The 19,310-nt window shown below is 57.3% G+C and carries 18 protein-coding genes; 5 read left to right on the top strand and 13 right to left on the bottom strand.

Going from position 1 to position 19,310, the window contains the following annotated elements; translation table 11 throughout:
- Positions 1 to 15: 15 nt before the first annotated feature.
- The 5 genes from OOT55_RS03110 to OOT55_RS03090 form a co-directional block, all read right to left on the bottom strand.
- On the bottom strand, positions 16 to 564 hold the full coding sequence (locus tag OOT55_RS03110; RefSeq protein WP_265367700.1) for a YdeI/OmpD-associated family protein: 549 nt from the start codon (positions 562 to 564) through the stop codon (positions 16 to 18).
- A 108-nt stretch (positions 565 to 672) separates the two neighbouring features.
- Positions 673 to 1,485 (bottom strand): glycoside hydrolase family 11 protein, encoded by an 813-nt coding sequence (locus tag OOT55_RS03105; RefSeq protein WP_265367699.1) that lies wholly within the window; start codon positions 1,483 to 1,485, stop codon positions 673 to 675.
- A 225-nt stretch (positions 1,486 to 1,710) separates the two neighbouring features.
- Positions 1,711 to 2,295, bottom strand: coding sequence for an HD domain-containing protein (locus OOT55_RS03100; RefSeq protein WP_265367698.1), 585 nt, complete (start codon positions 2,293 to 2,295; stop codon positions 1,711 to 1,713).
- A 599-nt stretch (positions 2,296 to 2,894) separates the two neighbouring features.
- A complete protein-coding gene (locus OOT55_RS03095) occupies positions 2,895 to 3,641 on the bottom strand; it encodes a hypothetical protein (protein WP_265367697.1) in 747 nt (248 codons plus the stop codon).
- Between the two features lie 120 nt (positions 3,642 to 3,761).
- Positions 3,762 to 4,520 (bottom strand): TIGR01458 family HAD-type hydrolase, encoded by a 759-nt coding sequence (locus tag OOT55_RS03090; RefSeq protein ID WP_265367696.1) that lies wholly within the window; start codon positions 4,518 to 4,520, stop codon positions 3,762 to 3,764.
- A 102-nt stretch (positions 4,521 to 4,622) separates the two neighbouring features.
- Here OOT55_RS03090 and OOT55_RS03085 point away from each other — a divergent pair, with 102 nt between their 5' ends.
- The 3 genes from OOT55_RS03085 (at position 4,623) to OOT55_RS03075 (ending at position 6,808) form a co-directional block, all read left to right on the top strand.
- The gene (locus OOT55_RS03085; protein WP_265367695.1) at positions 4,623 to 5,255 is read left to right on the top strand and encodes an SDR family oxidoreductase; all 633 of its coding nucleotides are present in this window, start codon (positions 4,623 to 4,625) and stop codon (positions 5,253 to 5,255) included.
- 185 nt (positions 5,256 to 5,440) lie between these two features.
- On the top strand, positions 5,441 to 6,310 hold the full coding sequence (locus tag OOT55_RS03080) for a lysozyme (protein WP_265367694.1): 870 nt from the start codon (positions 5,441 to 5,443) through the stop codon (positions 6,308 to 6,310).
- Between the two features lie 27 nt (positions 6,311 to 6,337).
- On the top strand, positions 6,338 to 6,808 hold the full coding sequence (locus OOT55_RS03075) for a hypothetical protein (RefSeq protein ID WP_265367693.1): 471 nt from the start codon (positions 6,338 to 6,340) through the stop codon (positions 6,806 to 6,808).
- A gap of 203 nt (positions 6,809 to 7,011) precedes the next feature.
- Here the strand turns inward: OOT55_RS03075 and OOT55_RS03070 are convergent, their stop codons facing one another.
- A complete protein-coding gene (locus OOT55_RS03070; protein WP_265367692.1) occupies positions 7,012 to 8,406 on the bottom strand; it encodes a family 43 glycosylhydrolase in 1,395 nt (464 codons plus the stop codon).
- Between the two features lie 310 nt (positions 8,407 to 8,716).
- On the opposite strand from OOT55_RS03070, the gene ylqF reads away from it, so the two are divergent.
- Entirely contained in the window at positions 8,717 to 9,652 is a 936-nt protein-coding gene (ylqF, locus tag OOT55_RS03065) for a ribosome biogenesis GTPase YlqF (protein WP_265367691.1), read from the top strand.
- On the opposite strand, the gene OOT55_RS03060 is transcribed toward ylqF, so the two are convergent.
- From OOT55_RS03060 to OOT55_RS03035, 6 genes are all read right to left on the bottom strand, one after another.
- Positions 9,625 to 10,743: an AI-2E family transporter gene (locus OOT55_RS03060; RefSeq protein ID WP_265367690.1), complete on the bottom strand. Its 1,119-nt coding sequence runs from the start codon at positions 10,741 to 10,743 to the stop codon at positions 9,625 to 9,627. The two genes, ylqF and OOT55_RS03060, sit on opposite strands and share 28 nt — an antisense overlap.
- 15 nt (positions 10,744 to 10,758) lie before the next feature.
- Positions 10,759 to 11,025 carry a hypothetical protein gene (locus OOT55_RS03055; protein WP_265367689.1) on the bottom strand — a complete coding sequence of 89 codons (267 nt, stop codon included), beginning with the start codon at positions 11,023 to 11,025 and terminating at the stop codon, positions 10,759 to 10,761.
- A complete protein-coding gene (locus OOT55_RS03050; RefSeq protein ID WP_265367688.1) occupies positions 11,022 to 11,510 on the bottom strand; it encodes a hypothetical protein in 489 nt (162 codons plus the stop codon). The genes OOT55_RS03055 and OOT55_RS03050 overlap by 4 nt, the downstream gene beginning before the upstream one ends.
- Positions 11,511 to 11,523: 13 nt before the next feature.
- Complete coding sequence (locus OOT55_RS03045; RefSeq protein WP_265367687.1) at positions 11,524 to 11,832, bottom strand: DUF883 C-terminal domain-containing protein; 309 nt, start codon at positions 11,830 to 11,832, stop codon at positions 11,524 to 11,526.
- A gap of 221 nt (positions 11,833 to 12,053) precedes the next feature.
- Positions 12,054 to 15,209 (bottom strand): efflux RND transporter permease subunit, encoded by a 3,156-nt coding sequence (locus tag OOT55_RS03040; protein ID WP_265367686.1) that lies wholly within the window; start codon positions 15,207 to 15,209, stop codon positions 12,054 to 12,056.
- A complete protein-coding gene (locus OOT55_RS03035; protein ID WP_265367685.1) occupies positions 15,206 to 16,273 on the bottom strand; it encodes an efflux RND transporter periplasmic adaptor subunit in 1,068 nt (355 codons plus the stop codon). The genes OOT55_RS03040 and OOT55_RS03035 overlap by 4 nt, the downstream gene beginning before the upstream one ends.
- A gap of 314 nt (positions 16,274 to 16,587) precedes the next feature.
- Between OOT55_RS03035 and OOT55_RS03030 the strand changes: the two genes are divergently transcribed.
- Positions 16,588 to 17,601, top strand: a complete 1,014-nt coding sequence (locus OOT55_RS03030) for a glutathione S-transferase family protein (protein WP_265367684.1) — start codon at positions 16,588 to 16,590, stop codon at positions 17,599 to 17,601.
- On the opposite strand, the gene OOT55_RS03025 is transcribed toward OOT55_RS03030, so the two are convergent.
- Entirely contained in the window at positions 17,570 to 19,222 is a 1,653-nt protein-coding gene (locus tag OOT55_RS03025; protein ID WP_265367683.1) for an acyl-CoA dehydrogenase family protein, read from the bottom strand. The two genes, OOT55_RS03030 and OOT55_RS03025, sit on opposite strands and share 32 nt — an antisense overlap.
- Between the last annotated feature and the right edge of the window lie 88 nt (positions 19,223 to 19,310).

Genomic DNA, 19,310 nt, shown 5'->3' with positions numbered 1-19,310 from the left:
ACAGCGGACCGCTGCTCATTGATCAGCGTCGGGGGCGCTCAAGCTCTTGCTATAAAAACCCGACGGATCGAAACAGCAGACCCGCTTTTTACCCGAAGCCAACATATCGCAGGCATTCTCCACCCGCCGCGCCCGGGTTTTCGCCTGCTTGGCCGACTCGATCCAGTGTATCCAGTCAACTCGTGCCAGGGTGGTGGCGCTCTCCCAGGTTTCCCTTGCCGACGGAGCCGCCGCCAGGGCGTTTTGAAGATCCTCCGGCAGCCCGGGTTCCGGCTCCACCTCAACGGGTGCCAGTGCCACCGTTACCGTATCACCCACTTCTGCATCCGCTGCTTCTCGCAATGCCCGGGAGACCCTGAGCCAATGGCTCAACTGCCCATCCGGCTCGAGCGTCGCCTGAAAGGGGTAACCATTCAGGGTGCCATCCACCGACGTCCGTCCACGCCGGGGCAGCGTGTCACTGGCCGCTTTGGGTAACACAAGGAAGGTCCAGGTATCATCCGCTCCCGGCTTGGCCGGGCGTTGGAGTTTGGCTTTGAATGTCGATGGATTTGGCGTTGTCATTGCTCAATATTGAACGTGCACTGAGGGTTCTTTTGTGTCACCACAAGTTTACACAATAAGAGCAACCAAAAAGAACCCTAAGCGCCGGCAAGAAGGAATCAATAGACCTTACCGCTCTGTCGCATCCCATACTTGACCAGACCCAACACCGTCATTGGCAGGGTTAAACACCTCGACCGCCATGACCTGATAGGTGGGGTCATCGCTGGCGTCAAAGTTGTTCATATCCGGAATAATCCAGCCGGTATCCGCCCAGGCCTTGACGTGGTCGGCGAAGACAATCTCGTAGTCCTTGCCCAGCTCGCGCTGTTCCGTCGGCTTGCTCCAATACTGGTAAAACGTGGAGGTATTGTTGATCGACGGCTTCTGCTCGCGTACTGAGCGATAGGTGGAGTACTCGACGCCATTACTGACAAAGGTCTTTCCGTACTCACCGTCCTGACTGGGGTCGTAGGTCCAGCGCTGGAGAATATAATACTCCACCAGGTGAGCCGGATCGTCCTTCGGCATGGTTTCATCGTAGCCCCAGCCGTACAGGGTGATATAGCTCGCACCGCTGTCCTCGTCGAACCGATAGCCGATCACCCGATCTTCATCGCCATAGTGCCAGCCGGGGCCGCCAACGTAGTTATAACCGCCGCCTTCCCATTCCACCTTGAAGGACCCGTCGGTCTCCAGCGCCAGGGTGGTGGCACCGCCGTCTTTCCAGTGAGTGAAGAAGAAATCACCCACGTGACCGGTGGCATGGCTGTCGGTAATCACGGTGTCATTGGAGAATTTCCGGGTATAGGCCTTGAACTTCTCGATACCGGCCGCGGAGGCCGTATCGCTGGAATCCGGAGCCTGCTGCTCGGTAGCACAGCCCACAGCGCCAAACAGGGCGAGCGCCAGTGCGGTAGTCGTAAGACGATGGGTTTTCAAATCTCGGTCCTCTTATGGGCTCCCGGCCAGACCTCCATACCTGAGGTACACGGGAGCTTGAATGTCTGTAGTGGTCCTTATGACCATTATTAGAGCATTTATCCGGATCGAACACAAAGCCAAAGTAACCACTTTCGGGAAACCAAAATCGGTGGTTTCTGGCCAAATAAGTGAATCCCTGCGGCCCCGGAGAACGATTTGGTCATTATTTGATCAAGCCCGTCATCAGGACTCTTTCAGCCACCCCTGCTCGACCGCATAATCTACCTTTGCAATCACCCACTGATAGATGTCCGGTTGTTCCTGTTCAACAAACTGATGCATTTCCAACACCTGGCTTTTATGAATCCCACTCTCCCGCCAGGCTCGCCCGTTGCTGGAGATATTGTGCAGAAACGGCAGCAGTCGATCGATGACCTTCAGCAGTTTGGCCTCTCTGCTTTGGCCAAACTCCTGCTCGTCCCACAGGGTCAATAAGTTCTTGATGGGGTTTCCAGGGTGAGATGCCATCCTCTCAACACACTTGCGCTCTTCAAGGTGGGCAGTGCCTCGATCGGCGCTGTAGAGAAACGTATCACCGGCATCTATCTCTCCCAGATCATGAACCAACGCCAGTTTGATAAGCGTCAAAACGTCGAAGTCATCTTGCAACAACTCCGAGAACGCCCAACACGCCATCGCCAAGTGCCAGGAATGCTCAGCCGAGTTTTCTACGCGCTCGCCGCCGCTGATGTAAGTCCGGCGGTTTACGGACTTCAGCCCGTCAAGTTGAAGTAGAAAATCGGATAGTTGAGTAACACTGTCGTTCACTTAGTTTCCTTGATTGACATGCTGCACATCTACTGAGTAATTGATGGTAATCGTTTTCTTTATCGCATCATTGGAGCTCGAAGAAACATAGGTATGACTCTCATGATTTGATGATTGCAAGAAATACGGCTCCTCAGACACCTCAATTATGCTATTGTGATGACTTACTGACTTTCCCGTAACGAGCCAGTTACAGCTAGGAAGGCTAAACTCTATTGGCCCATGATCCTCAGTATTAACTGTAACTTTTTGAGAAGGCCAACCCCTTTCTTGGCCTACTTCTCTGTATGCCCAAGAGTTTCCTCTCGTGCTGCACTGACTATCGTAATAGCTTTCACACTCAATATTTCTAATAATTGTTTCATGTCCAGGGTATTTCAGAGACACCTCGTAGTACCCATTCACTCTCTCGCCACCTCTTGGAATTTTGGCATCTATACACATTGCAGTATGAATGACTGGTATACACCCTGACAAACAAACCCCAAACAATGGAATAAATATCAATCTCATATTGGCACTCTGATAGCTAACATTGATTTCATCGCCGGCCTTTGCATGGCGAACCCTCATAAAAAACATCCGGGTGACGCGACCGATTAGATCCTGAAAGCAATGCGATCATCTTGTAAGCTTATGAAACTAACATACGTCCAACAATCAGGAACCGCGAGAGAACTTTTCAGAACCTCTAACTCGAGATCATTCAAGCCGAAACTGATTGAATCTATCAGAACTAACCACCACCTTTCGTAACTGGTTCGATACGGCTTAATTTTCTCGGTTTTTTCATCGATGCATATCTGGGCATTTCTAATTAGCTCGGAAAGAACAAAACCCCCAGAATCATCGTCAAAGCAACCACTATAAACATATGGTTCATTAAGCCACTTACTAGCTCCAACAACATGCATATTCACTGTTGGTGTCAGCTGATAGAAAGTGTCTTCTCCGATTTCTGGAATGCCAACTGGGAGGCTCTTCGAAACAAGGCTCTTCAGTTTTTTTAGCTTCGGTAGAGGACGACGAAAACTGAAGCTTACATAAGCACTTCTTTCCGCACTCGGATTCGCAATACCTATAAGGTGATTTTCAATACCTTTCATTAAAGGGAACGCCTCATCCCCCACCCCCTTGACACGGCCACCATATTCGATATTTTGGTTCAAAAGTCGTACTTCTACTGCAATTTTTTCTTTTGTCAGAAGGTCAGGAGGAACATTTCCATCTGGCTCATGGACAATTGGAGTGTGCCCATGACGTGCGAGATATGTGTAGGCAATCTTTTCATATCGGTCCATTTTTAATTCAACATTAGATTCATTGGAAAAGTGACGTGCATCCACAGACACATACCCTACTCACCGCCCATCAATGAGCTGTAGCTGTGCCTCGACTAACCACTGCCGTATCAAGTGCAGTACACGAAAGTGTGCACCATATCTCAGAATTTGCAAATCCGGCACCTACAACACTGACTCCAACGCTTTTACCGAATCCAACATCAAAGCGGACGGACTCAGCTTATTCTCGTCTCCAGCCTGATATTTCCCGGTTTTCACCAACCGGGCCTGCAGTCCGGCTGTAAGTGCACCTTCAACATCCCCGAACACATCGTCGCCGATCATCAGGCACTGCTCGGGGGGTAGGCCGGTGGAGGCCACGACCTGGTGGAAGAATTCCGGGTTGGGTTTGCCCATGACCACCGGCTCCACATCCGCCGCCCAGGCGACGGCCCGGACAAAGGGGCCGGCATCCAGGCAGAGGGCGTCACCGTCGTTGAAGTATTTGTTGTCGCCGATGGCGATCAGCCGTTTATGGGCCTGAGCGATACGAAACGCCTGGTTGAGGTTGCGGTAGTTCAGCTCGTCCCGCGCATCGCCCAGCACCACGCAGTCGGGTTCGCGCTCACTCTGGGGCTCGAACAGCGGCTTGATGCTGGGGTGGACCAGGGCGTAGGGGGTCAGCCGGTGTTCCCGCACGTAGGCCAGGGCCGCATCGGGGGCGGTAAAGAGTTCCTGCGCTGTCACATCAAAACCCAGTTGTTGCAGCTTCTCCAGCAACTGTTCGCGGGACTTGGTGGCAGTGTTGGTGACGAATCGCAGGGTCAGGCCCCGGTCTCTGGCCGCCGCGACCGCGTCGATGGCGCCGTCGATTCGCCGATCACCCTCGTACAGGACGCCGGACAGGTCGAAAAATACGGCTTTGACGGGGGTGTCGTTCATGGCGGCCTCCAGTAACATCGACGGGTCTTTTTTGATGATGCCAGACTTTTTGTGTTCATGGTAAGGTGTTGTCATTGCACTGGAAATGAGAGGAAACACGCAATGACCACCTTAATTATTGGCGCTCACGGGCAGATTGGCCAGTTACTGGTCCAGGAGCTGGCGGACCACCACCAGAAACCGCGGGCCATGGTGCGCAACGAGCAGCAGGTCGAGGCGATGCGCTCTCTGGGCGCCGAGCCGGTGATTGCGGATCTGGAAGGCGATTTCAGCCATGCGTTTGAGGGCTGTGACAAGGTGGTATTTACCGCCGGCTCGGGCCCGAAAACGGGGGCGGACAAGACCATTCTGGTGGATATGTGGGGCGCGATGAAGGCGGTGGATGTCGCCAGGGCCCGGGGTATTCAGCAGTTTGTGATGGTCAGCTCCCGCGGGGCGGAAGATCCCGATGCGGGGCCGGCCAAGATCAAACATTACACGGTGTGCAAGAAAGTTGCGGACGATTATCTGCTGGCGAGCGGTGTGCCCTACACCATTCTGCGGCCCGGACGCTTGACCGATGATCCGGCCTCGGGACGGGTGATCAACCATTGGCCGGAGAACGCCGAGGACCAGTGGATTTCCCGGGCGGATGTGGCGCTGGCGATTGAGCACTGCCTGGGGTCGCCGGGAACGATCGGGAAGATTTATCCCCTGTTTCATGGGGATCAGCCGATAGGGGCCTGTTTGGGGTAAGTGAGGGGATTGAGTTGGGTTACGGCGGATGCGCGCTCCGAGGCATCGGGCCGATCCGCCCTACAGCCAAGTTTGAGAGCTTGGTCACGATTTGTTCTACTGGAAAACGTCTCTTGTGGACTTTCCGTGGGCATTTTTTGTAAGGTACGACAGCGTGTTATGGATTCATTGAAAGGACTTGCTCTATGCCCCTCTCGCAATACCCCCTGATATCCGGAAAGTTTGGTGGAAAAGTGCTCCGGTGCGCACCAGACTGCTTTCCCGTCTACGAAAAACTCTATCAAGCTTCTCTAAAAGGCAGCCATTGGGCCAGAATGTTGGTTAAAGGCTTGGCGGATGTTTCCTCTGGAGGCCTGTCTCGCGTCAAAGGTGAACCGATAACCTCTCGCAGAGGTGGTCAACGTTACCAACTTGCATTTCCGGGCGTCCGATTTATTATCGAAAGGACCCGGGATGACGTGCATGTTTTATCGAAGGTCGCATTTCCAACCGGCAGCTCTCTTGACGCTTTCCATCAGGCTTTGACCGCTAACTGGTCAGTTAATGTTGAACCGACCTCGGCCTCCTCATTGAGCAAAAGGGGTGAAGACTTCCTCAAAAGCACCGAAGCTCTTCGGCTGACACCTTATGAGGATCAGACGGGCCAGGAAATCACTTCGTGGGTTGAGGGAGCGACTATCGGATATGGCCACCTGATTCACAAGCCTGAATGGTCGGTTTTCAAAAACGGAATCACCCAAGAGCAGGCCAATCAGATATTTCAGGGAGACGTTGAGCCATTCGTCACTGCGGTCAAACAGCACATCAATACCCCTCAGAATCAGCATCAGTTCGATGCACTGGTGATCCTGGCGTTCAACATCGGTGTATCCGCATTTTCAAGCTCCTCTGTGGTTTCCTTGATCAATAACCCAGACGCCAAAACACCCTTCAACAATCTGGAAATGGCCTGGAAAGCGTGGCGTAGGTCTCAAGGGACAGTCAATCAAGGGTTGGTCAATCGACGTGCTGCTGAGTGGAATATTTACATCCAGGGTATCTACCAACGCTGGTAATCTGACGTACTTCAGGGAGAAGTTTCATTGAAAATTCAAAAAGTTATGCTCATAGCAGCGGTTTTTCTATGCACTGCATGCAACGCGGAAACCCGAGCGTCATGCTCTGAAAAGCCACTGGACTCCTATCTTGATACCTACACGGTACAGAGTGCGGATAGATACCGGGGTGGGCTGACTGATGAAAACACGGCCCAGGCACGTATAGGGAATGAAGTTCTGATTACGAAGGAAATTCTGAATACGGGTTTAGTGACCTTTGAAAACCCTCGGTACGCTATCAAGTGCTACCCAGCGACCTCCATAGAGGGAGAGATTCCCAGCCAGCGGTGGAGTATCCACTACGGCCTCGGGATAGATCGTAAGTTCATAGAAGTATTAGAGGTGTATGCTGTTGGGGAGGAAGACAACCATCCTTCCTATTACTTCGAAATCGTTGATGGTGGGCTTTGGGAGTTGTTTGACGGTTGGGTGTATTCTCTCCAGCGAACCCAATAAAATAAGCTTTCCGGCAAGACCGGCGTGTTTTGAAGGCAGAGCATCAGTGCGTATTAGAGGTTAGCGGTGAAAGATTCGGGTTGGGTTACGGCGGATGCGGCCTTAATACCGCTGCGCTCAGCCCCTACGGCTGAGCGCAGCGGTATAGACACGCGTAGGGCGGATAAGGCCGAAGGCCGCATCCGCCGCAACAAGATTGGTGATTAATACTGACGGATCATGGTCCAGCGTTGGTTGGTACCGCCGGTGCTGTTCCACTGCAGAATGTTGGCGCCGTTGGCGGTGCTTTTTCCTTCCACATCCAGCACCATGCCGCTCAGTACCGACTCAACTTCCACGTAGTTACCGGCCGGGTTGATCTGCCAACGCTGTCCGGCACTGCCCCAGTAGTCCCACTGGGCGATATTGGCACCCGCTGAGGTACTGCCTTCCCACACATCCATGCCCTTCAGGCTGAGGCCGTTGATCAGGCTGTATTCACCGGTGCCGTGGTCCACCACATACCATTTCTGGTGCAGGCCACCATTATCCTCGTACTGCACGACGTTGCCACCGTTGGCGGTATCGGCATTGGCAATCTCCAACAGCTTGCCACTGAGCTGGGACTCGAACTGATACAGCCCCTCGCTCACCCCACCACAACTGGTGATGGAACTGAAGTTGTGAGTCATGGATGGCCAACCGCCGGAGAAGGTCATACGCTGAATATCCAGCTTGGCGTTGCCGCCGTCATTCAGATCGTAGTAATGGGTGGTGACGTAGTTACAACCGTCCTGCTTGAGCACGCCGATGTGGCCGGGCCCTTTGCGCTTGCCGTCCTCGTTAGGCAACAGGTTGCGCTCGTCGGTGTAGGGGCCAAACACACTGGTGGAGCGGGCCACCTGCACTTCATAGGTACTGTCCGCGCCCCGGCAGCACAGACCGCGGGTGAAGAACAGGTAATAGTAATCGCCGTTGCGGGTAATGTAGGGCGCTTCAATGGACTGGTGACCACCACCATAAATTTTGGTGACGGCGCTGGCGAGCTTACCGGTATTCTGATTGATTTCCGCCACACCCAGGCCGCCGAACCAGGAGCCGTAGGACATATACACTTTGCCGTCGTGATCCCGGAACAGGGCTGCATCAATCGCATTGATTTCCTCCGATCCGCCGTAGGACTGCACCACCACACCCAGGTCCTGCCAGTTCGGTTTTTTCAGCGACGGGGTACGCACCACGCCGATGGCGGAACGGGAACTGCCGAAGGTGGAGACGGAGTAATAAACGTAGTAATAATCCCCCATCTGGATGGCATCAGGCGCCCAGAAGTGGCCCTCGAAGCCGGGCACCGCGTCGTTGATCCAGGCCGGCCAGGAGCTGCCGAAGATATCGCCGGGGTTATCCCAGTGAACCAGGTCGGTCGAGCGTGAATACCAGATACCGTTACCCGTGGTGAAATGGAAGTAGGTATCGTCATCCCGCACCAGGGTGGACGGGTCATGGGAGTTGGTAATGCCGGTCAGGTCCAGCGCCAGAGCGGGAGTCGCGCCCAACAGTAGCGCCATCAGGCCAAAGCGGCGCAGGGACGGTAGTAGACGGAGTATCGCTGTTCTCATGGGTCACCTGTTATGGTTATGGTTTGTGGGTCCATTCGTATTATTATCCTATTATCGTGCGTTATTGAGGGTATCAAGGTTGGAATGGCGAGCCAAGGATTTGTAATACAATTTTTGAATAGTTGGAGGTATCTGTTATTTCGATAATTTTGGGTGGCGCAACTGGAAACGGGTTTAGTTTACGGTGGATGCGGGGTTATACCGCTGCGCTCGGCCCCTACGCAACCTTAAGCAACCGTTGTGGTTGGGGTGGTTTGCGGGCACAATCGCCCTCCCCCGCCGATGAACACGCAGCCTGGTAGAGAATTGAATGGCGATTAACTGGTTTCCCGGACACATGCATAAGGCCCGCAAGGAGATTGCGGAGGTGATGGCCCATATGGATGTGGTCATTGAGGTGCTCGATGCCCGTATCCCCTACTCCAGCGAGAATCCGATGATTCCCGCCCTGCGCGGTGACAAGCCGTGTATCAAGCTGCTCAACAAAGCCGACCTGGCGGACCCGGCCATGACCGAGCGCTGGGTGGCCCACCTGGAGCAGGAACAGGGCGTGACCGCCCTACCCGTCACGCACCACAAGCCCGAGAGTATTCGTCGACTGCTGGTACAGATTCAGGACATTCTGGCGGACAGGAACCTGAGCGCGCGGAACACCCAGGCAATGATCATGGGGATTCCGAACGTGGGCAAATCCACCCTGATCAATATCCTGGCCGGGCGCAAAATTGCCAAAACCGGCAACGAAGCCGGGGTGACCAAAGCCCAGCAACGGATCAAACTGGACAATCGGGTCGTACTGACCGACACCCCCGGTTTTCTGTGGCCCAAACTCAATCCCCCCAGTTGCGGATACCGCCTGGCCGCCACGGGGGCGATCAAGGAAAAGATCTTTGACTATCCGGAAGTGGCGCTGTTTACGGTAGCCTATCTGGGCCAGCAATACCCCGAGGCGCTCAAGGCCCGCTACCGACTCACGGCGTTGCCCGACGACGATCTGGAACTGCTGGAAGACATCGGTCGGGCCCGGGGCACGGTGCGCAAGGGCGGCCAGGTGGATCTGGAGAAAGTCTCCGCCCTGTTGATCAGTGAACTGCGGGACGGGGTTCTCGGCCCCATTACGCTGGAAACGCCGGAGATGACCGAACGCGAAGAGGCCGAAGCCCGAGAGGCCGACGAGCGGGCCAGAATCGAGAAGGAAGAGAAAGCCAAACTGCGCCGTCAGCGGGCTCGCAAAAACCGGCGTTGACGCTTGGGGGAGCGGTTATCGAGCAGTCGTGAAATCGGCATCAACTGCGGCACATTTTCGCAGACGATCTTGAAGCTCGCCAGCAACGGAACCGCCATAAGCGCCCCGGCCACACCCCATAACCAGCCCCAGGCCACCACTGAAATGAACACCGCGGTGGGCGTGACGGCCAAGCGCCGCCCGATCACCAGCGGCGTAATCATGTGCCCCTCGGTGACCGACAGTGCCATGTACACACCCGGTACCAGCAGTGCCTGGGGAATGCTCGGGAAGGTGGCCAGTCCGACCAGTGTGAGAATCCCGGCCATCACCACCGCGCCGACGTAAGGCGCGAAGTTGAAACAGGTGGCCATGATTCCCCACAACAGGGCATTGGGTACGCCCAGCAACTTCATGGCCAGCGCCACACAGGCACCCAGCGTTATGTTGATGACCGTGATCGTGGCCAGATAACGGGAAATGTCCTGGCGAATTCGGTAGGCGATGCGCACAATGCGACGCCGTGAACCGAGGTTGGCCCCAAGTTGCGTGGCCTTGCGCAGAAAGCGGTCTCCCGCCGCCAGCAGAAAGTACGTCAGAAAGACCACGATGGTCAGGCCGGCCAACAGCGTCGGAAGATTGGCCAGTACAAACGACCCCAGTGTGCTCTCGCGCTCGACTTTGACTTCGACCGGGGTCATCTTGTCGCCATCCCCCAGTATGTAAAGCTGACGGACCTCTTCCGTTACTGCCTGAAGGTTGGACAGGGGGCCACTGAACTCGGACATCTTTTCCCGAAAGCCGCGTACCACGTCCGGGATATCCTGCAGCCATTGCTCGGCCGGCTCGATCAGCAGCAGGAACATCAGCACTACGCCGTAGACCAGCAGCGCCATCAGCACCAGGGCAGACAGCGTGGGCGGAATGTGATAACGCTGGCCATAGCGAATGACCGGAGCGAGCAGCGCACTGAGCAGCCAGGCCACGGTAATGGGGATCAGAATGGGCGACGCCACATGCAATGCCGCCACCAGAGCGATGGTGGCGAGTACCAGTAAAGCGATCAGTTGAAAGTGCGGCAGACCAAAGTGCGATGAGAACGGTTTGAACATGAGGGTGATGAGTCCTTACACCAACAGGTGGGCCCACAGCTGACGGGCCAGTCGCATCACCGGAAGCGTACGCACCGCTCGGACAGCCCGGCCACCAAAGCGGCCGGTCAGAAAGCCTGCGGAAAAGCAGCCTGCCAACGCCCAGCCCCCTCGCAGGTGGGATTCCAACCCTGCTCGAGCCTCCTGACGAAGGGCATTGAGTACCCGACGCTCATGATGAATGGCAACGGACAACCGGGCAACTTCCCGAGACTGACGTTTGAGAAGAAGTGAGGTAATCATGGCGTTGATTCCGTTTCCTCAGAAGGCGTTTCCGATGATGAATGCTCGCTTGCCAACCGTTCAAAGGCACGACGGGTTTCCGGAAAACGTAGCCAACGCAGCAGTCGCCGGAGCTGCCCGCGCAGATAAATGATCATCAGACCCTGAGCAAGAAGCAGTCCGGCGGCGATCCAGCCCCAGTGCACGCCCGCCTGCCAGACCAGGTAACTGGCCACCGCCAACAGTAACACCCAGACCAGTACCAGTGTCATCGCCAGAAGCATGCTCACCAGAAGGATCAACGCCAGGCTCCTGGCCGCCAGACGGGCTTCGGCTTTAAACAACGCCCAGCGGTCGATCCACGTCTGGCGGATCAGAATGACCATGGCAGTCGCCAGATCCAGAAGCGACGATTCCGGCGGCGATTCATTCGCCGCACCGTTCACAGACTCTGCGTCACTCTCTCCACCATGGTCCCGGGCTCTTGCCTGTTCACCGTCGTGCATTCAATGCCCCGGATTAGCGGCGAAGCAGATTGGCAACAATCAGGCCTGCCGCGAACGCGATACCCGCCGTCATCAACGGATTTTCCCGGGCGTATTCCCGCGCGCTGGAAACAGAACCTTCCACCTGGGCTCGCACCTCTTCCTGCTTTTCCGTCCAGCTCTGCTGGCCATGGGTCGCGGCACCACGCAGGCGCTCTTCGGTTTTAGCCACACGCTCGGACAGACGGTCTATCGCTTCGTGCGCCGCTGCAACGGTTTTCTCTGTGAAAGGAGCGCCCGTCTCGGCGCCATTGTCGGTGGTGGTTTTGGATGATGTTGCCATTTCAGCCTCCTTTTTGGCGTCATCGCCAGAGTTGTGGCAGCCAGTAATGTGGCCGTTGAGGAACTCCCCCACGCGGCCGCGCCGCGTGGCTCCAATCACTAGCTTAACACCTTTTTGGGGATCGGGTGTGAGCACCCGCCCCCAAAACCGTTTGAACCGATCGGGACCATGATATTCGACGTCGGAGTGTCATTCGGCGCCCAAACCTCCGATCCGGACTGTCAGGATGCACGCCATTCGGCGTCGCTGTCGGGAATGGCTTCGGCATCGGCCAGCTCGCCGTGCAGACGCTCACCCTCAGCGGCACGGGGTTTGGCAAAGCGCGCGAGGCCGAGATAGACCACGGGCGTCAGGAACAGTGTGAACAGCGCCGCCAACCCCAGGCCACCAAAAATGACCCAGCCAATGGCCCAACGGGACTCGGCCCCCGGCCCGGTACTGAGGATCAGCGGCAGACCGCCGAGCACGGTCGACATCAGGGTCATTGCAATGGGCCGCAAACGTACCATGGCGGCGGTGCGCACCGCGCTGTACACATCGTGCCCCAGATCCCGCAACTGGTCGGCAAACTCGACCAGCAGAATGCCGTTTTTGGCCATCAGGCCGATCAGCATCACCAGCCCGATCTGGGAATAGATATTGATACTGGTGCCAGTAATCAGAATGGCCAGAATCGCCGCCGCAATACCGAACGGCACCGTGACCATGACAATCAGGGCACTGGTGAAACTCTCGAACTGGGCACACAACACCAGAAATACCACTACCAGGGCGATGATGTAGGTCAGCGCCACATCACGGGAGGTTTCATCCAGGGTTTGCGCTTCGCCCTGAAAGATCAACCCGATACCACGCGGCAGCGTATCGGCGGCCACCGCCCGCACATCATCGACAGCGGTCTGCAGAGGGTAGTCCGAGTCCAGTTGGAACTCCACTTCAATCGAGCGACGTTGCGCATTGCGCTCAAGCTCAGCGGCAATGTTTTCCTCGGTCAGGGTCACCACGCTCGACAGCGGCAGCAACTCCCCCGTGCTCGAGCTGATGTACAGGTTCAGCAAGTCGTCGGGGCTGCGAATCTGTCCGGTCGCCGACTCCAGAATAATCGGAATGGCCTCGTCGCCGACACTCAGATCCACCAGATCATACCCGTCGACCATTGCCCGCAGAGTGGCGGAAATATCGGCCAGCTCAACACCCAGCTCTGAGGCCCGGCGCCGGTCGACATTGATCGACAGCTGGGGCTTGTTGGGATCGTAGTCCAGGTCTGGATCGGAAATATGATCGTAGCGTGTTTCCACTTCCTTGATGAAACTTTGCGCCGCCTGGTAGATCTCATCGTAATCCGGCCCGGTCAGCGCCAGCTCAATCGTTGAGCCCTGACCGCCGCCACGAATATTCAGACTGTTGCCCGCGCCAACCCAACTGGTCACCCCGGGCAACTCTTTCAGTTTGGGCTCAATCTCGGCGGCGATGGCCTGCTGGTTGCGACGGCGTTCACTCCAATCAGCCAGAGGCAAAACAAACAGTGCACGATTCGGGTCGCGCCAGCCGAGAATGGAAAACGCCAGCCGAGCTTCCCCGGAATCCACAATGGGCTGAATGATCTCACTCACCTGCCCGGCCTGACGCTCGATGTAATCCAGACCAACACCTTCAGGCCCGTTGATACCGATGTAAATCACACCCCGATCCTCACTGGGCACCAGCTCCTTGGGCACTTGAGTGTAGGCATAGCCGGCCAATGCCACGATGAGCAGGGCGATGCCGAACGTCGTCCAGGCATAACGCAGTGCATGATCGACCATCCAGCTATAGATGCCGGTCATCCGATTGCCAAACCGGGTGAGCTTGTTGCGAATCGGGTGCGGCTGGTCGGCACGCTCCGGCGAGATGCGCGCGGCCGCCGCCGGCACCAGCGACAAGGCAACGAACGAGGAGATCGCAACGGCAATGGACAATACAAAACCAAACTCGCGGAACAGTCGACCCGCTGTGCTGGGCAGAATGGCAATCGGCACAAAAACAGAAATCAATACGGCTGTCGTCGCCACCACCGCAAAAAATACCTGCCGGGTACCGAGAACGGCGGCCGCCCGGGCCCCGAGGCCCTGCCCCCGACGACGCTGAATATTCTCGAGCACCACAATGGCGTCATCCACCACCAGACCGGTCGCCAGCACCAGCGCCAACAACGTCAGAATGTTGATGGAAAACCCCAGTGCCCAGATGGCTGCCACGGTGCCCACCAGCGCAATGGGAATCGCCAGACTCGGCACCAGGGTGACCCGGAACGAGCCGATGAACAGCCAGATGGTGCCAATGACGATGGCCACCGTCAGCAACAGACTGGTGATCACCTCTTTCACCGAACCGCGAATGAAGGTGGCATTGTCTTCGGTAATGATCAGTTCAACATCGGTCAAGCGCTCATCCAGTGGTCCGAGCACCCGACGAATGCCATCGGAAATTTCCAGCGTGTTGGACTGGGCCTGACGAATCACGCCCATACCCACAACCGGCTGACCGTTAAACCGCACCAGGGAATCGGCGTCGCGCGGGGTATAAAACACCCGGGCCACGTCTCCGACCCGAGTATTGCCCTCGACGATGATGCTGCGAATATCCTCTTCCGTGGTCGCCGTCGCGTCGGCTCGCACCAGCAATTCCTGATCACTGGAACGGTAGCTGCCACTGGGTACGTCGTAGGGGGCATTGCGCAGGGCGTTGGCCACGTCGGTCACCCCAAGGCCGAAACTGGCCAGCTTGATCGGGTCCATCACCACTCGCACAATCCGGTCACGCCCGCCAAACACCTGCACGTCGGCCACGCCGGATACCGACGTCAACTCCGGGACGATGTCCCGCTCGATTCGCTGCGTCAGTTCGGTTTCACTCAGTGAATCACTGATGGCCGCGATATTGATGATCGACTGCGCATCGGGGTCGGCCTTGACCACGGTCAGTTGCTCAACATCCTCCGGCAGCTCACGCTGCACACGGCTGACCGCTTCACGGACTTCGGAGGCCACATCATTCAGATCCACGCCCGCATTGAACTCGAGCGACATCCGGAAATTTCCCTCTTCGCTGTCCGAGCGAATGGAGCGCAGCCCGGTCACTCGAGCCACGGCACCTTCGACAATGGAGGTCACTTCCGCGTCCATGGTTTCCGGTGAGGCGCCTGGATAGTTGCCGTTCACACTGACAAAGGGATAATCAATATTCGGAAGTTCACGCACTTCCACGGCGAGAATCGCGGCCGCACCGGCGAGGGCAATCAGGAGGTTGATGACCAATACCAGAATCGGGCGGCGAATACTCAGACTGGGGAGGTCGTTGACTTCCTGAGTGTCAGCCCGGGATTTTTCCTCGCTCACGACTCTTCTCCTTCCTCGGTTTCTTCAGCGTCGCGGTAGGCGCCGTCATTCTCGCCCAGCTCGGCATTCAACGGGCGAACCTCCATGCCGGCCCGAACGATATGAACACCCTCGGTGATGATCGGATCACCCTCTTGCAGGTTCGCTTCCACCAGGACACCGCGCTGATTACGTTCGATCAGATTGACCGCAACCCGCTCCGCCTTGCCCTCTTCAATGGTCCACACATAGGCGCCTTCACCGCCCCACTGAACGGACACTTCAGGCACCGACAGGTAACGGTTGCCCTGCAGACTCAGATTGATCCGAAAGCTCATCCCGGGCAGCAGCACGTCATTGTCGTTATCGACATGAGCGCGCAGCGTGAAAGTCCGCCGGACTTCGTCCACCCGGGAGGACACATCGACGATGGTTCCCGTCGCCTGGGCGAAACGGTTACTCCAGGTGGTCACTTCGATCTCTTCGCCTCGTTGGAGCTTGCCCAACAACAGCTCCGGCAACTCAAATCTCACCAGCAGGGTGCTGCGATCATCCAGTGTCGTGATAGCAGTATCCGGATCAATCCAGGCACCAGGGTCCAGGTCGGTCAGCCCGACATAGCCACTGAATGGCGCGCGAATGGTGTGGTAGTTCAAGTCCACCCGCGCCCGTTCGAGGGCGATCCGTGCACGCTCGACCACACTGCGGGCATCGTCCAGATCGGACTGGGTCACACCGCCGCTCTGGACAGAGCGCTGGTACCGGTCCAGTTGCCGCTCGGCATCGGCCAGTTCCAGTTCAGCCGCCTGCACCGCCAAGCGCTCGTCGCGATCGTCCAGCCGGAGCAATACCTGCCCCTGCTCCACTTTGTCTCCCGCCGAGAAATTGACCTCGACCACTTCACCAGACACCGCCGACTCGATAGTGACCGATTTGAGTGCCCGGGAGGTCCCCACCGCTTCCAACGATGTGGTCTCATAGGCGTATTCTGCCGCCGCCGTCAGCACCGGCTGAGGCTTGCGCTCTCCCGGTCCGCCCCCCATTCGTCCCGGCTCTTCGCCAGAGTCGGAACAGGCAACGGTCAAGGAAACGGCCAAAACCCCTAACAGGGCACGGCTGGCACGAGAACAATACATCGAAATTTTCATAAGCGTCTGATGGTTTTCAGGTCAATTGAGGTCGGGAACTCCCTGGCTGTCAGGGATACTGCTTTGTTATTACAAACGATCATTCGGAAGCAATACAGCCTACGCTAAAATCATACAAATGACGAGATAACGGGGGTTGCGGGCCGAACAGTAAATGTAAAGATTGGTTATCTCACTTAACACTCCCGTGGATATCTCCCGTAAAGGTCGTTAGCCTTGGACCAACTGACATCAACTTGGGGAGCACAGCAATGGGCCTGCTAGTCAAAGGTGAATGGCACGACCAGTGGTACGATACGGAAAAAACCGGCGGCGAGTTTATTCGCGAGGACGCCCAGTTCAGACACTGGGTCACGCGGGACGGCGCCCCCGGCCCCAGTGGCGAAGGTGGTTTCAAGGCGGAAAAAGGACGCTACCACCTGTATGTGTCCTACGCCTGCCCCTGGGCCCACCGGACACTGATTTTTCGCGCTCTGTTGGGACTTGAAGACGTGATCAGCGTGTCGGTGGTACACCCGCATATGCTGGAAAATGGCTGGGAGTTCCGGACTGATAAAACCTTCGGCACTGAGGGCCCGGAACCCTTATACGGTTTTGATTGTATGCACCAGGTGTATACCAAAACCCGGTCGGACTATTCCGGACGGGTAACCGTGCCGGTACTCTGGGACAAGCAGCGGGAAACCATCGTCAATAACGAATCCGCTGAAATCATCCGCATGCTCTCCAGCGGCTTCTGGGACCTGGCGAAATCGCCCCGGGATTTATATCCGGAAGCCCTTCGTTCGAAGATCGATGCGATTAACGAGAAGGTCTATCACAATATCAACAACGGCGTGTACCGCTCCGGTTTTGCCACCCGGCAGGACAAATACGAGAAAGCCTTTCAGGCGCTGTTCGCCGCTCTGGATGATGTGGAAGCGCTACTCGGGCAACAGAAGTTCCTCGCCGGGGATGTGTTGACCGAGGCGGACTGGCGACTGTTTACCACGCTGGTGCGTTTTGATGCCGTGTACGTGGGCCATTTCAAATGCAACCGGAACCGGATTGCGGACTTCCCGAATCTGTCCAACTACCTGCGTCAGTTGTACCAGGTACCCGGGGTGAAAGAGACGGTGCATCTGGACCATATCAAGCATCATTATTACTACAGCCACGACACCATCAACCCGACCCGAATCGTGCCGGCAGGGCCGGAGCTGGGGTTGGATGCGCCCCATGATCGGGGTGACATCACCCATACATCGGCAAGGCACGCGCGATAATCTCCTTCACCGGCACGCCTTTGGGCAAATTACCGTACAACCCGTGCGGTCGCTCGATACGGCTGACGATGAAGGCTTCCGCCACGCGCCGATCACCGTGGCGCAGCAATAATGACGCCTGCAAGGCCACCGCCATGGCCTCGGCGAGGCTCCGGGCCCGGTACTCCCGCGCGTCCGGCGCCTTGAGCGCCGCCTCCAGATCCACCACATACCGGTCCAGCCGGTCATCCACGCCACGACTGCGCTGAAACTCACTGAACAGCGCCTCTCGGGTTTCCGGCTGCTTATCCAACGCCCGAAGAATATCCAGACACTGCACATTGCCGCTGCCCTCCCAAATGGCATTGATCGGCGCCTCCCGGTACAGCCGCGCGGTCATAAACTCGTTCATCACCCCACTGCCCCCCAGACACTCCATCGCCTCGGCGTTGTGGCCGGCCACCCGTTTACACACCCAATACTTACCCAGGGCCGTCGCGAGACGCAGAAACGCCTGCTCCTGCGGGTCCTGCCGATGATCGAGCGCCTGGGCCAGGCGCATCGCCAATGTCACGGCCGCATCGCTTTCGACCACCAGGTCTGCCAACACGTTCTGCATCAGCGGTTGCTGCACCAGCGCCCGGCCAAAGGCCCGGCGGTGTACGCAGTGGTGAATGGCCTGAACCACCGCCTGCCGCAGGGCGGCGGCCGACGCGACGGTGCAATCAAACCGCGTCAGGGCCACCATCTCGATGATGGTCGCCACTCCCCGCCCTTCCTGACCCAACAGCCAACCCTCGGCTCCCCGCAGCTCCACCTCACTGGAGGCATTGGAGACATTGCCGGCCTTGTTTTTCAGCCGCTGCAGCAGGAGCGCGTTCTTGCCACCCTGAGCGCGCCAACGGGGCACCAGAAAACAGGACAGACCCGCGTCGGTCTGCGCCAGGGTCAGAAAGCCATCGGAGTTGGGGGCGGACATAAAAAACTTGTGGCCGGTCAGCCGATAGTGATCCCCCTGGGCCCGAGCCCGGGTGGTGTTGGCGCGTACATCCGAGCCACCCTGTTTTTCGGTCATGGCCATGCCCAGGGTCAGTCCGGCCTTCTCGTTGAAATGCCGATTGCTGCCGTCATATTCCCCTGACAACAGCCCGGGCACCCAGGTCGCCGGGAGCCCCTCCTGCGCCTGTAACACCGGTATACCGGCAAAGGTCATGGTGATCGGACAACCGTGGCCCTGCTCCAATTGCGTCTGCAGATAGACGCCGGCGGCCCGGGCGGCATGGGCGCCGGGCTGGGGGACCTGCCAGGGCGCGGCGTGCAGGCCCTCGGCAATGGCCTTGTGCATCAGCCGATGATAGCTCGGGTGGTAGTCCACCCAGTCGAGTCGGTGGCCCCAGCGATCATGAGTACGCAACGCCGGCGGGTGGGCGTTGGCATCAAAGCCGCAGCGAATCCACTCCGGATCACCCAATGTCCGGCCCTGTTCATGCAGGGCGGTTTCCGCCCAGCCCGCGCCACCGGTTTTGACCAACTCCTGCAACGCCAGGTCGTCGCGATACGCATCCTGCCCCTCCAGGGGCGGCGGCACGTTGAACACTTCATGGGTCTCTGTCTGGGAATCGCGCGAGTGGGGCTCGCTCATGGTCACCTCCCGGTAGGCCGGTGGGTCTGGAAGCTGTATAATCGCGGGTTTCACGCCAGCCCGTCATACACGAAGCTTAGTACAGGTT

Source organism: Marinimicrobium sp. C6131 (genome assembly GCF_026153455.1).
In the GTDB taxonomy this organism is placed as follows: Bacteria; Pseudomonadota; Gammaproteobacteria; order Pseudomonadales; family Cellvibrionaceae; genus Marinimicrobium.
Note: the sequence above shows the minus strand (reverse complement) of the source record. Positions and strands in the feature narration are given on the sequence as shown.